The organism is Chamaesiphon sp. OTE_8_metabat_110, assembly GCF_031382685.1.
Lineage (GTDB): Bacteria > Cyanobacteriota > Cyanobacteriia > Cyanobacteriales > Chamaesiphonaceae > Chamaesiphon.
Map to the genome: position 1 here is coordinate 1 of NZ_JANMZA010000675.1, position 14,464 is coordinate 14,464.

A 14,464-nucleotide genomic window follows, 5' to 3' on the forward strand; every position below is an offset into this window, starting at 1 on the left:
GCGCGAGACAAGAACCAGCGGTAGGTGCCATCTCGCCCGCGCAGCGGAAATGTGTCTTCCCAATATTCACCCGTTTCTCACGATCTCAAAGCTCCCTTACGGGCGATTTCTAACTTGTCAGTCTGGATCGAAGAAGATTTAGAAGGTAAGTTACCACCCGATACAGAGCAACAGTTCGATCTCCTCCGCACCCGCGTCAAACGGATGGAGTCGATGATTGACTCTCTGCTACTGTACGCTCGCGCAGGGCGGCAAGAAGCGCGATTAGAAACCTTCGACCTCGCCGAACTCCTGAACGAGATTATTGACTCTATTGCCCCGCCAGAAGGCTTTAGAATCGACATTCAGCCACTGCTACCAACGCTTACGACCAAGCGCGTATTTTTGAGCCAAGTCTTAACCAACTTAATTAGCAACGCCATCAAACATCATAATTCTGTCACCGGAAATCTGCACATTTGGGCGATCGAACATCCCGACTGCCATGAATTTATCATCGAAGATGACGGCCCAGGCATCGCTCCCGAACATCACGAAAAAGTCTTTGCGATCTTTACAACTCTCAAAGTTAAGGACAGTAGTGATAGTACGGGCATTGGGTTGGCGATCGTCAAAAAGATCGTCGAAACCGAGCAGGGTACGATTCGGTTAAAGTCGAGTTTGGGACAGGGGACAACTTTTTATGTGACTTGGCCAAAAAGTCCTGGTTAGAAGACACATCCCCGACTTCCAAAATTATTTTCTGCGAATGGAGCTGATTACTTATGACTTCTGCTGCTATTAAAAATGAAGATTTGGCTAAAAATGTCGATCGAGTAAATGATGAAGAAATCGTTCATACCTTAAATCGTCAAGGTGAACCTTTGACTTACAGCATTAAAGATTCCTTTTGGAATCCTCAAGCCTATGATTACTTGAAGGAGCAAGAAAAACTATTCGACCGCCATCTGCCAGAATTAATAAAAAATTATGCTGGTCGATATGTCGTGTTTGAAAATGGTTTAGTCATTGATTCGGATGAAGATGAAAATGTTTTGTTAGATCGTATTTGTGACACCGAATTTTATCAGCAGCGACCTGATGCTATCCTGTTCGCATTTGTACCTAGATCGCTGCCAGTTAACAGCATTAAAAACTAGAGATTCTGCTACTTTTTAGAGGCTTGGGTCAGATAACTACAGGAACTTATTTTCTAATTCAAGCAAGTTTTGATAATAAAACGTATTTTCGTGCCAGAGTACTTGCCATTCCTGATGATATTTTGAATGGTGAAGTGATTATTGGTAGAAATATTCTCAATCGTTATGTCATCACCTTCAATGGGCCAAAGCTAAAATTTACAATTTCTGACTGACAAAGACTATATAGCGATCCTAAATGAGAAGCTTAACCCTCTTATTCTTACCTTTGCGACCTCTGCGCCTCTGCGGTTAAATTTATTAGTATTTAAGTATTAATAAATAAGAAGATGATTTAGGATTGCTATATAATAGTAATTTTGTCAGCCAACAGCAAATTCTGTAAACTGTCGCATGTAGATCGAATGGAATCCATTCACGATATTTTGCTTATCAATACCCATCTCTGCAAGTTTGACAGCAATATCAAATTCGGTGCCATTGTGTTGAATCCAGATTTTGCCATCTTTAATATCTAGATGCACCACACAACCATAGATGCGGTGCTTATTCCGCCAACCTACATGTAGTAATTGATAATGATTTCGCTCTAGATCGAAGACTAACTGCGATTCAACTTCACGATCGCTAGAACCATAAGCAGCCAATTCAGTAAGTAAATCTTGGATGTTAGTTTGATATTCAGTTAATTCTGCCATTTGACAATCTCCTCAGCTTCTGGCTCATAAACTGCTAGTTTGAGTTGATGTTGTTGAATCGTGGCTTGGACAAATGGAAGTTGAAAGAAAGAATCATAGGTACTTAATGGAATAGCCAAGTACAATTTATATTCAGGGTATTGTTCTCTCATCAGCAATCGATAGTTTAAATATTGTCCGAGTGCTGTATGAAATTCCGAAACAGCCGAACCACTGAGAAAGCTTTTTACTTCAACTGCAATTTTTTCATTTTCTCGCTCGGCTGCAATTACTTTTTCTGCACCTAAATCGACATAGAGCGAACCCAGTCCAAATTCCAGTGAGAGAGGATCGTGAGTTATCGTCCAACCATCATGTTGTAAGGCAGTTTTTACTACATTATGAAAAATATCGCGTGCAGACATAGCAGATGATAGTCGTCGATCGATAACTAAATCGTAACATTACTATCGATCGATCTTGGAGGATTCTTGACCCTAACACAATTTTGTTACAATCAGATACTGTCCGATCTATATTGTCCGTATTTCCAAACATCCTCTGATGGATCGCCGTATGCAAAACGAGCTAAACTTATCGAATTCCGTCAACACCGCTGCTGTGAGCGATCGCCAACTGACACAATTTTTTCCAGGCGATAGCGAACTCGCCACCCAAATGCGCGCCCTCGACTGGTCGCAAACCCCACTGGGTGCGGTGGAGACTTGGCCGCCAAGCTTATGCACATCAGTGAGCATTTGTCTACAATCTCGCTTTCCGATGCTGATTTTTTGGGGGCAGGAGATGGTGATGCTCTATAACGATGCTTACCGTCCGATGTTGGGAACGAGCAAACATCCTTACGCACTCGGACAGCGCGGACGAGAGTGCTGGTGGGAAATTTGGCAGGAAATCGGGCCGATGCTGGACGGCGTATTGACGCAGGGCGAGGCAACGTGGTGTGATGATGGGTTGTTGTTGCTCGATCGCAATGGATATCTGGAAGAATGTTACTTCACATTTTCCCATAGTCCGATTTTGGATGAAACGGGGAATGTGGGTGGCATCTTTACGGCTGTGACAGAGACGACTAAGCGGGTTCTGGGCGAACGTCGCTTGGGCACCTTGAGCGAACTTGCCGCCCAGACGGCAGGACTGATAACGGTTACAGCCGCATGTAAAGCGAGTACTGCGGTGCTGGCTAAAAATCCTGACGATCTGCCGTTTGTGCTGCTCTATTCAGTCGATCCCATAACTGGGCAAGCGAGCTTAACTGTGGCAACGGGAGTGACACCAGGGACGGAAACCAGCCCGATCGAAGTCAATTGCGCTGAGGCAGATACGGATTTGAGCCGTTGTTTTAGGCAAGTTCTGGAAACTGGTAAATCCCAACTATTCGATCTGACCGATTCCGCAAAGCGGACGCTACGCGAACGGATCGATTGGTCTAACCAATCCCTCGCGCTCATCCCCACAACTGCGGTGACGATGCTAGTCACTCGATCGGCACAAGCAGGGTTGGCACACATCTGTGTGGTGGGCGTAAGTCCGCGTCGGGTATTCGATCGAGATTATCAGGATTTCTGTGAGCTAGTAGCCGGACATTTGGCTACAGCCATCGCCACCGCTCGATCGCTTGAGGAAGGACGCAAACGCACCATCGCTCTAGCCGAAATAGATCGGGCTAAAACAGTATTTTTTAGTAATGTCAGCCACGAATTTCGCACGCCGCTAACGTTGATGCTCGGCCCGTTAGAGGAGCTGTCACATTCATTAACCGATCGCATCCAACCTGCCGAGCTAGCACAGCTCCAACTGATCCAGCGCAACGGCATCCGCCTCCAAAAGCTGGTCAATACGCTGCTAGATTTCGCACGGATTGAAGCTGGGCGGATTCAGGCATCTTACGAGCCAACGGATTTGGCTACTTATACCGTCGAGCTGGCGAGTATGTTTCGATCGCTCGTCGAGCGGGCTGGGGTGGAGCTAGAAATCGACTGTCCGCCTCTGTCGGTACCCGTGTACGTCGATCGCCAGATGTGGGAAAAGATCGTCTTCAATCTGATTTCCAATGCCTTCAAGTTTACATTTTCCGGTACGATCGCCGTGCGGTTGCAAGCTGTGGGGGATGCAGTAGAATTGAGCGTCCGCGATACTGGAGTAGGCATTCCCACCGCCGAACTACCGCGACTATTCCAGCGATTTTATCGCGTCAGTGGCACCCGATCGCGCACGTATGAAGGTTCGGGGATCGGGCTAGCCTTTGTCAAAAGGTTAGTCGAGCTGCATCAAGGCTCGATCGCTGTCACCAGCGTCGAAGGTGCGGGTACTTGTTTCACCATTACCATTCCCACCGGGACGGCTCATCTACCCCCAGATCGGATCGGTGCGACTCGCACTCTCATCTCTACGGCAATCGGCGCAAACGGTTTTGTCGAAGAAGCTGCAAGCTGGGTGTCGTTGGATACTACCCGATTAGCCGATTTGAGTCCCGATCTAATCGTCCAGTCTTCAATTTTACCCGTCCTCGATCGTCAACCCGATCGCACTGCCAGAATTCTCATGGCAGACGACAACGCCGATCTGCGCGATTACTTGCTGCGGCTGCTGAGTCCGCAGTACAAAGTAGTAGCAGTAGCCGATGGAGTCGAGGCACTAGCCGCAATCCGCCACCAGATCCCCGATTTGGTCTTGGCAGATATCATGATGCCCAACCTCGATGGACTGAGCTTGTTGAGAGCAATCCGCAGCGACCCGCAAACCAGAGAAATCCCGATTATCTTGCTGTCGGCTAGAGCGGGGGAAGAGGCTCGGCTGGAAGGACTAGCAGCCGGAGCTGATGATTATATTACTAAGCCCTTTTCTGCCCGCGAACTGCGAGTGCGCGTGGAGGTAACATTGAAACTAGCCCAAATGCGCCGGGAAGCGACGCTGCGGGAGCAAGCCTTACGACTGGAAGCCGAAACAGCCAAAGCGCAATTTGAAAGCATTTTAACGAGTATTCGGGATGGCTTCTATGTACTCGATCGCGATTGGTGCTTTACCTATGTCAACGATCGCTTTTGCGAGATGATGGCAATGTCCCGCGCACAACTCCTGGGTGGCAATATTTGGGAGTTGTTTCCCCCATCCGTCGAGACTGAGGTGTACGGACATTTTCATCAGGCAATCCGCGATCGCACTCCCAATCAGTTTGAAAACTTTTACCCTGCTTGGCAGCGGTGGTACGAACACCGCATTTATCCGTCACCGAGTAGCCTGACGATTTTTGTCGCGGAGATTACCGAGCGCAAACTTGCCGAAGCCAAACTGCACGAGACGATGACATTGCTAAATGCGATCGGCGATTATTCAATAGATGCCATTTTCGCCAAGGACAGAGCGGGGCGATTGTTATTCGGCAATCCTACGATGTCCAACTACTTTGGTAAGCCAGTCGCCGAACTACTGGGCAAGGACGACTTTTTCGTGCTCCAAGACAATGCAGCAGCCGCAGCAATTCGCGCTAACGATCTATCCATCATCGCATCGGGTGTCCCCGCAGTGTTTGAAGAGTCGATCGTCATCGGCGGAAATGTGCGGACTTTCCTTTCCACCAAAGCCCCACTGCGCGACGTAAATGGCAATGTTTTGGGGATCGTCGGCATCGGACATGATATTACCGATCGCAAACTCGCCGAAGTAGCCCTAGCCGATCGCAACCAGGAGCTAGACAGTTTCGTCCATACCGTCTCTCACGATCTTAAAGCTCCCTTACGGGCGATTTCTAACTTGTCAGTCTGGATTGAAGAGGATTTAGAAGATCGGTTGCCACCAGCCAGCCAGCAACAGTTTCGGCTCCTCCGCACCCGCGTCAAACGAATGGAGTCAATGATTGATAGCTTGTTGCTGTACGCCCGCGCAGGGCGGCAAGAAGCGCGGTTAGAAACCTTTGACCTCGCCGAACTCCTGAGCGAGATTATCGACTCTCTCGCCCCGCCAAAGGGCTTTAAGATCGACATTCAGCCACCGCTACCAACCCTTATGACCAAGCGGGTATTTTTGAGTCAAGTCTTGACCAACCTCATTAGCAACGCCATCAAACACCATACTTCTGTCACCGGAAATCTAAATATTTCGGCGATCGAACATCCCGACTACCATGAATTTATCCTCAAAGATGATGGCCCCGGTATCGCCCCCGAAAATCACGCCAAAGTCTTTGAGATCTTCCAAACTCTCAAGGTTAAGGAGAATAGCGATAGTACGGGCATTGGGTTGGCGATCGTCAAAAAGATCGTCGAAGCGGAGGAAGGCACCATTCGGCTAGAATCGGGTTTGGGCGAGGGGACAACTTTTTATGTCACTTGGCCAAAGAGTCATTAAATCGGTAGGTTGGGTTGCGGATGCGCGCTCTGGAGGTTTCCTCCAGATTGAGCGCACCAAGCAGAAGAATAAAACCCAACCCACGCAGCTATTGGTGAGTGGGTTGGGTTTCTACGATCTATTCACTATCCACTATCCACTACTTAAAATCTTTGCTCGAATTCGACAATCGCGCGATTTTCACCGAAGAGATTGGTGGAGCCGCGCAGTAATATTTGGTCGCTAACGCGGTAGCGGAGGCTGTAATAAGGTGACTCATTATTGGTAAGAATTTTGAACACTGAAGCAGAGACTCTGGGCGTAATTTCAGTACCGATTTCCGCCGCAATCCCAAAAGTGGAACTAGCATTAGATTTCGAGTCTTTGGTAATCGTGGGAAAGAGTCGAAAATCGCTCAGGCTCAAGACATCACCGATCCGCTCCTGGAGGGTGTTGAGGAGATTGGAGCTAGCGAGGCTGATTACTCCCAGTCCGATGTCGCCGCCCGATGTCAGGCGTTCGGCGAGCGCACCACCGAGGAGGAGGACTATTTCTGGCTGGCTGCGGGCGGGAGTACTGGTGAGTTCGATCCGTTGGGTGAGTTGACTGGCGAGTCCCGCGACGCGAGCTTCGACTTGGACGGTTTGCACCGAACCCAAACTGGTGGTGTAGAAGTCGGCGGGTTGATTGATTTCGCCATTGGCAGTCCGGGCGGTGAGGCTGCGTTGCGCCAAACCAGCGGAAGCACTTTCGAGGGTTCTGGCAAACAAGCGTAAATTCAAGACGGGATCGGTGCCGAGTGTGGGGAAGAAGTCGGCGGTTTGGGGGCCGCTAGCTAGGCGAAATTGGGTCGTAAACAGGTTAACCGAGCCTTTTTGGAGTTGAACTTGTCCGAAGGGCAGAGGGTTGTCTACGGTGCCGTCGAGGTCGATTTTGCCAGTGGCAATAAAGTTTAAAATTGGCGCGCGGGTAATTTGGAGGTTATCGCCGAGAGTGAGGTGGAGGTTGCGAAGCTGGGTGGCATTGGGGTTGGGTACTTCTGCGATGACTGGCTGGACGCCCAAAATGGTCGAAGTAGTCTGGCTAGAGGAGTCGGGTAAGAAAACTTGCCCGTTACTGAGTTGGACATCGCCAGTCAAAATCGGGTTGAGAGCGGTACCGAGGACGATGAGATTCCCATTGACATCGCCTTTGTATTTGTCTTTGAGATCGACGGCAATCCCATTCATTTGGACGGATAGCTGTTTGCTCGGATCGATCGAGAATGAGTCAGAAATCGGGATGATGCCAGCGACGTTCACTTGTCCGCGATTGAATTTTCCAGTTAATTTTTGCACGTCAATTCGATCGAAATCAAAGACAATATCGCCATTAATATCTGTCAGTGGTTCGGGCAGGGCGACACTTTTAATTCGTCCTTTGGTAATATTTGCCGTACCGCTGGCGGAGAGGCTTTCAAATCCGCCTTCGGGTTTCATTTTACCGTCGATTTTGAGGGCGATTTTTCCCTGTCCGTCCAGCCATTGCAGTTGTTGTTTGCTGAAGACATCGAGGATCTGTAAGCCCTGATTTTGGAGGCTCAAATCGATTGTGAGATCGTTACTCGCTGGGGGAGTGAGGGCGAAGGGAAGTTGATAGGGAATACTGCCTGTTATCTTAATCCGATCTGCTCGATCGACCAGCGGACTATTGGCAAAGGTGGCATCACTATCAAAACTGAGTCTTCCATCGTTGTAGTTAAAATTACCGCTGACATCTTGGAGCTTGGTGGTATTGAGTTGACCGTTTTGGAGGGAGACTTCGCCACTGGCGCGAGGATTGGCTAGAGTGCCCTGGATTTGTGCCGTGAGGTTAATTCCGCCTGTGATGTCTACGGGCAGCTCGACGAGGCTAGTAAGGGACTTAACGGGGAAGTTTTGGATATTGACTTTGGCGTTTTGATTATCGGCTCCAAAATCGCCGACGATCGCAATTTGGCTGTCTTCAACTGTCAGGTTGAGTGGCTCGAAATGTAGTTTACCATTGCGCCAGTTGCCAGTAGCAACGATCCGATCGAGGGTGTAGCGTTCGAGTTGCCAGTTAGAGCCAGCAATATTAAAATCGCTGGTAATGCCTGTTTTTGGGCTATTAGCGATCGCGATCTCGCCGCTAAAATCGCCCTGAAGGTTGCCCACATCGGGCAGCATATTTTCTTGCTGCTGGCGATCTGCTTGACGATTTAGCCACTGTCTGAGTTCGGAGAGCCGCCGCAATTCTTGATCGAGCGATTGGGGTCGATCGATTAGTCTAGCGGTTTCGGTGCCCAAATCGGCGGCGGTGCCGTATTTGCGCTGGGCGAAGGGCGTATAGACATCCTTGGTACTAAAGATTTGGAGTAAGTTCCGCACGTCTTCGATGTTGCCTTTGGGGACTTGCAATTTGGCTTGGAAGGTGGGGTTCGTCGTGCCAGGAGTCAGGCTGGCAGCGATCTGGTAGGTGTAGGCACCGCGTTGGATTTCATTGTTGAGTGTCAATTGTCCGTTGGCATAGCGGAAGTTAGCCAGCAGTCGATCTCCTTGAAAAGCACCGAAGATCGGATTGATGACGGCGATTTGGCTACCAGTAACGCCATAATTAGCCAAGTCTACTTCTAAATTACCTGCGGCAATGCCATCGAAGCGATATGCTTGCAGTCCGGTATTTTTCGGAATCCACGGCTGGATTAAAGAGATCGGTAAACCAGTTACATTGAGACTGAGTTTCTTGTCTACTACGGTGCCTGTCGCGATCGTCTCTTGTTGCTTGAGATCGAAGCTTTGGGGTTGCAAATTGCGATCGAGTGATAGTGCCAGTCTATCGGTTTTACCAGTGAAGGCGATATCTACTCCTTGTCCGGGATTTGCTTGAATATTCCCCACTAAATTCGGATCGAATTTTAAAGTACCGACTTGGAGATTAGTTAATGTTGTCGATCCTACTATTTGGAGATTGGCAAGATTATTACTTTGCAGGCTGCCACCGACTTGCCAGTCACCAGTAAGCTGTCCGGCTAGGCGATCGAATTTAGGGACATTGGCAGGTATGTATGTTGCTAGCTTACTAATATTCAACCGATCGGCGATGATGTTACCTTGCCATTTACCCCGATCGAGACTGAGATTATTAACGCGGACATTCCCACCAAGAATACTGCTAATTTTGCCATTGCCACTAGCCCGAACTCGTTCTAATTCTGGCGTATTCAAGTTACCACTTGCTTGAAAGTTACCAACTAATAAACCTGTCTGAATTTGAGCAGGTATATTTTGATTTAATGTGCCGAGTTTTAAGCCACGTACTGATAAATCGCTTTGCCATGCTCCCGCCGCAACTTTTAAATTATTCGCTCCGATCTCACCACCATTAGCGAGCTGTAATTTACCATTGCCACTAGCTTGAATTGCGGCTGGTGTTAATTTATTGACATTGCCAGCAACACTAAAATTACCACTAACTTTACTCGTTTGCAGTTGGGGTACTAATTGGTTATTAATCGTCCCTAACTTCAGATTTGCGATCGCCAAATTGCCCGACCAATTGCCATCAGCTAATTTGAGATCTGTAGCGCGAATGTTACTATCAGCGAGACTTAAATTGCCATTTCCAGCTACCTGTAAACGGTCGAGATTAAATTTAGTTAACTCCCCCGCCGCCGCAAAATTCCCACTCAATCGAGCTGGTGCTAATGCCGTAGTAACTATGTTAGTAACACTACCTAATTGAAGCCGATCGATTCCAAAATTACCGCGCCATTTTCCCGCATCGATTTGTAGTTGACGGGCGATAATATTACCACCAGCCAAACTTAATCTACCATCACCCGCAATCCGCAAATTTTCAGGTTTGAGCTGTTTGAGATTCCCGGCAACTTGCAGATTACCGTCGAGTTTTGCCGCTCTAAACTTCAGCGGAATTTCTGGAGCCAACCCACCCAGAACTAGCCCCGCAGATTGGAAGTTTCCCTGCCATTTACCGCGATCGAGTTGTAAGTTACTGCCGACAACTCGACCTTGGGGAAGATCGATACTGCCTGCACCCGTACCCCGAATCGATTCGGGTGCAGTAGATTTGAGATTACCTGCGAGGTTAGCCGTACCGCTGAGGCGTCCGCCAACTTGCGAATTGAATTCAGCTAGCTGAAGATTTTTAGTCGTAAAAACACCCTGCCAATCACCATTGTTCAGCGTAAGATTTTCTGACTGAATTTCACCAGCTTTAAATTTAATATTGCCGCGTCCTTGCGCCGCGATCGTTGTCGGACTAATTTTAGTTAAATTATTACCACTAACTTGAAAATTACCGCTGGCAATCCCGGCGGGTAGCTGACTTTTAGGTGCGGTTGATGGGAGTACCGATCCACTATTACTCGGTTGAATTTGAGCGAGATCGATCGCCTTACTACTGAGATTAGCTTGCCAAATACCTCGATCGATCTTAATCCGATCGGCTGTCACTCGTCCGGCTGGTAATTGTAAATTTAACTGCCCTTGCGCTTGAACCCGTTCGATGCCCAGATCCGCATTTAAGCCCGCCGCCTGAATATTACCAGCTAATTTACCGCGATAATTAGCTGCTAACTTTAAACCACCAATTTCGGCTAATTGCTGAGTGTCTAAATTCTGCGGTTGTAAATTTAGCCGCCAGTTAGTCTTAGATACTTCCCCCGTCGCCTGTACCTTGCCCCCAGCAACCGCTAGCGTCGCGCCTTTGACAAGTGTTAGCCCCTGCGGCGTAACTGTAAGATCGGCACTCACTGGATAAGTTGCTTGGGGTGCGCTTACCTTCAGATTGGTGTAGATATTGGCTCCAGTGCCCCCGATCGTGCCGCGTACCGCAGTATTACCGATTCGTACCCCTGCGGGTAATTTAGCACCGTACAGCCGACTCAGGGCGTCTCCCTGAAGCCCCTCGCCCTGGACTTGGAAGTTAGTTTCCGGGGTTTTTAAAAATTTAATCTCGCCTTGAGTGGTTATTTTACCACCGAGTTTCGGTTGAGCGATCGCATCGATCGCCATCCGATTGTCTGCTAGTTTAAAGTTACCATTGACCCGATCGATTTGGACGCGATCGACTTGAGTGAGTTGGGTATTATTAAACTGTCCCGAAAAAATCGGCTGGTCTAATTTGCCCGTCAATTGCAACTGAGCGACAGCCGCACCTGAGAGCGGAAATGGCGATTTGAGATCGATACTTTTAGCTAGATCTGGCAAGGCAACCGGGGCAGTCCGAGCGCTTAATTGATAACCAGTTTGGTAATTGAGATTGCCATTAACTACCCCCGCGACCCGATCGTATTTAGTCGTGACATTATTAAACTTAACCTCGCGATCGGATACATTAATGTAGCCATTAATCTCATCCAAACTGCGCGGCACTTGGTTAATTGTCAGTTTGCCATTATTTACTAATAGGTTACTACTAATCCGCAGATATTTCTGCGGTTGAATCGCTAAAGTCAGATCGCCATCAACGGTACCGCGATCGATAACAACTTCCGGGATCTTAAAAATCCGCGTTGCAGCGGCAGCATCTAGCTTTTGACCCTTGACAACTAACTGAGTTTCACCGTTGGCAATAACGCTATTACCCCGCACATTTACCTGTCCGTCCGCCCCAAACTGTGCCCCACCCTCAAACTTAACCCGATCTTGCCGATCGCTAACATCTGCTTGGAGATCGATTTTACTAATAGTAATCGGTTGCGGTGTCTGACTGTAAGGGACGATAACTACTCGGGCATTATCTATTTCGACCGTACCGACTTCCACTTTAATTGGTGGTGAATCTTGCTTATCTTGAGCTGGAATAGTCAGCCACTTACCACCCGCATTTTGAGCTAGATAAATCTGCGGCGAATTCAACCTCACATCTAACTTTAACTTTTTCTCAACCAAAAATTTGAGCGGATCGAAACCGACGATCGCTTCCGGAGCCTCGACAGAGTTTAGATCGCTACCGTTGGTAGGAAGCTTGGCATTTTTAAGCCGAATTTCATTAAACCAAACACTATCGACAGCGCCCAAACTTAGCGGACGTTTGAGACTCTTAGTTAACTCCCGATCGATTAGGGGTACGAGATTATCTTTTGCCCACCACTGACCGAATCCCAGCGCCGCAATTAACAACAAGAATAAGCCCAAACCAATCTTGCTGCCAGTTTTTAAAAATAACTTCAGCCACCGACGAGATCTATCTGGTGAATTAGGCGTCAATTGCGGCTGGGGTAGAGACGAAGATCGATCTTTAGGCTGGGTTTTCACTCTTGGCTCGACCTATATATCAAAGTCAAAGATAGAAACAGATTAACAAGCTAGACTAGGCTAACATTTACCGAATATCTCTAGTGGTACTAACATATACAGTGCGATCGCTATCTACCTAGATATTGTGCCCAATGTTAGCACTCGATCTCCCCGATCGCAATTCTCGTCTCCAGATGTCTCACGGTGACAGGGTGACAGGGGGAAGGATAGTAACTACATTTACGCCGTTGACTACTAGTTAGCTTGAATGGTTTGGGGGCAAGGATGTTCCGCTTGGATGAAGAGATCGGGATACTAAAAAGTGTTACAAGTAACTAACTCGAATTGTCTCATCGTGAAGCAGTCTTTGAGTCAAATAGCTCGTTCGCCTAGCGTCTCTGGAAGAGAATCGATCTGACCGACAAGCGATAATTTAGGTGTATTTACGATTGCTAAAAGTTGGGAAATGTAATTTCATAATAATAGTCTAAATTCCGAACTTTAACGCGATCGCGATCGGCGTGTCATTACCAAGCAATAATGAGATGAGCAAACAAGCCAATAAATTCAGCCATCTCACTGCAATCGATCGTACCAAACTATCATCACCAGTGCAATTTTTACGCGATCGCGACTTACTCACAGGTCGCATTCTCGATTTTGGCTGTGGGTTGGGTAATGATGTTAAAGTTTTGGCTCAACAGGGTTTCGATATCAGCGGCTACGATCCACACTATCTACCAACCGATCTCACTGGCAAATTTGACACGATCGTCTGTTGTTATGTCCTTAATGTGTTGATGCCAGAAGTCCAGTCCGATGTCTTGATGGAGATCGCGCATTTACTCAAACCGGGCGGTAAAGCTTATTATGCAGTGCGGCGAGACTTAAAGAAAGAAGGATTTCGCGAACATTACGTTCATAAAAAGCCGACTTATCAATGCACCGTCAAACTACCATTCAAATCGATTCAGCTCAATGAATATTGCGAAATTTATGAGTACGTCCATTACAACCATCAATGGAACTCACCCAACAATTGTATCTTCTGCAATCCTCACCGCAAACTAACTTTACTCACCGAATCAGCCACTGCTTATGCGATCTTCGATGGCTATCCCGTCAGCAAAGGTCACGTCCTGATCGTGCCCAAACGTCATATCCACGACTACTTTGAACTACCACCCAAAGAACAATCAGCTTGCTGGTTGATGGCAAATAAAGTGCGAGAAATATTAATGACAGAGTTTCAACCCGATGGTTTTAATGTGGGGATGAATATCAATAAAGCAGCCGGACAAGCGATGAATCATGCCACAATTCATGTCATCCCGCGTTATCAAGGCGATACTCAAAGTCGAAAAAGTGGAATGCGCTCGGTTATTCCCAGGTTGTAGAGATGGGAGATGGGAGATGGGAGATGGGAGTCCTAGTAGGGTGGGCACTGCCCACCATCTAGGTTTCAGACTTTTCTGATGTTACGAATATTTGTGCCGACATACCTATTATCTAAATCCGTACCGTTACTTGCTTCTGGTGCAGATATTCCTTAATCTCCGCCACAGTCGTGTCGTCCCAGTAGGGTGGGCACTGTCTTGTTTCGCTCAACCTGGAGGAAACCTCCAGAGCGCGAACCGCTGCCCACCATCTAGGTTTCAGACTTTTCTGATGTTATGAATATTCGTGCCGACATACCTATTATCTAAATCCGTACCGTTACTTGCTTCTGGTGCAGATATTCCTTAATCTCCGCCACAGTTAATTCGCCGTAATGGAGTAATGACGCCAATAATGCGGCTTCGGCACATCCCTCAGTCACCGCTTGATAGATATGCTCGCAATTTCCCGCTCCACCCGACGCAATCACAGGAACTTCGACAGACATGGCGATCGATCGCGTCAGATCGAGGTCATATCCCGCCTTAGTACCGTCGGCATCCATGCTCGTGACTAAAAGCTCTCCCGCACCCCTTTTGGTGACTTCTTGCGCCCATTTGACCGCATCTAGCCCGGTATTCTCCCGACCGCCTTTGACATAGACATC

The 14,464-nt window shown here is 47.9% G+C and carries 8 protein-coding genes; 4 read left to right on the forward strand and 4 right to left on the reverse strand.

All coding sequences use genetic code 11. The annotated features are described in order from the left end of the window. Positions 1–51 precede the first annotated feature (51 nt). Complete coding sequence (locus RMO52_RS24305) at positions 52–711, forward strand: HAMP domain-containing sensor histidine kinase (protein ID WP_310419533.1); 660 nt, start codon at positions 52–54, stop codon at positions 709–711. 53 nt (positions 712–764) lie between these two features. Further along, entirely contained in the window at positions 765–1,139 is a 375-nt protein-coding gene (locus RMO52_RS24310) for a hypothetical protein (RefSeq protein ID WP_309741481.1), read from the forward strand. A gap of 362 nt (positions 1,140–1,501) precedes the next feature. Here RMO52_RS24310 and RMO52_RS24315 read toward each other — a convergent pair whose 3' ends face one another. Together RMO52_RS24315 and RMO52_RS24320 are read right to left on the reverse strand one after the other, a co-directional pair. Continuing rightward, positions 1,502–1,837 (reverse strand): XisI protein, encoded by a 336-nt coding sequence (locus RMO52_RS24315; RefSeq protein WP_310419536.1) that lies wholly within the window; start codon positions 1,835–1,837, stop codon positions 1,502–1,504. Continuing rightward, positions 1,825–2,241: an element excision factor XisH family protein gene (locus RMO52_RS24320; RefSeq protein ID WP_310419539.1), complete on the reverse strand. Its 417-nt coding sequence runs from the start codon at positions 2,239–2,241 to the stop codon at positions 1,825–1,827. The genes RMO52_RS24315 and RMO52_RS24320 overlap by 13 nt, the downstream gene beginning before the upstream one ends. Positions 2,242–2,392: 151 nt before the next feature. On the opposite strand from RMO52_RS24320, the gene RMO52_RS24325 reads away from it, so the two are divergent. After that, the gene (locus tag RMO52_RS24325) at positions 2,393–6,181 is read left to right on the forward strand and encodes an ATP-binding protein (protein WP_310419541.1); all 3,789 of its coding nucleotides are present in this window, start codon (positions 2,393–2,395) and stop codon (positions 6,179–6,181) included. Between the two features lie 143 nt (positions 6,182–6,324). On the opposite strand, the gene RMO52_RS24330 is transcribed toward RMO52_RS24325, so the two are convergent. Then, entirely contained in the window at positions 6,325–12,438 is a 6,114-nt protein-coding gene (locus RMO52_RS24330; protein ID WP_310419544.1) for a translocation/assembly module TamB domain-containing protein, read from the reverse strand. 527 nt (positions 12,439–12,965) lie between these two features. Here RMO52_RS24330 and RMO52_RS24335 point away from each other — a divergent pair. Then, positions 12,966–13,817 (forward strand): HIT domain-containing protein, encoded by an 852-nt coding sequence (locus RMO52_RS24335; RefSeq protein WP_310419546.1) that lies wholly within the window; start codon positions 12,966–12,968, stop codon positions 13,815–13,817. Between the two features lie 305 nt (positions 13,818–14,122). Here RMO52_RS24335 and RMO52_RS24340 read toward each other — a convergent pair. Further along, positions 14,123–14,464 (reverse strand): HisA/HisF-related TIM barrel protein (locus RMO52_RS24340; RefSeq protein ID WP_310419548.1); only part of this gene is annotated, 342 nt, incomplete at its 5' end.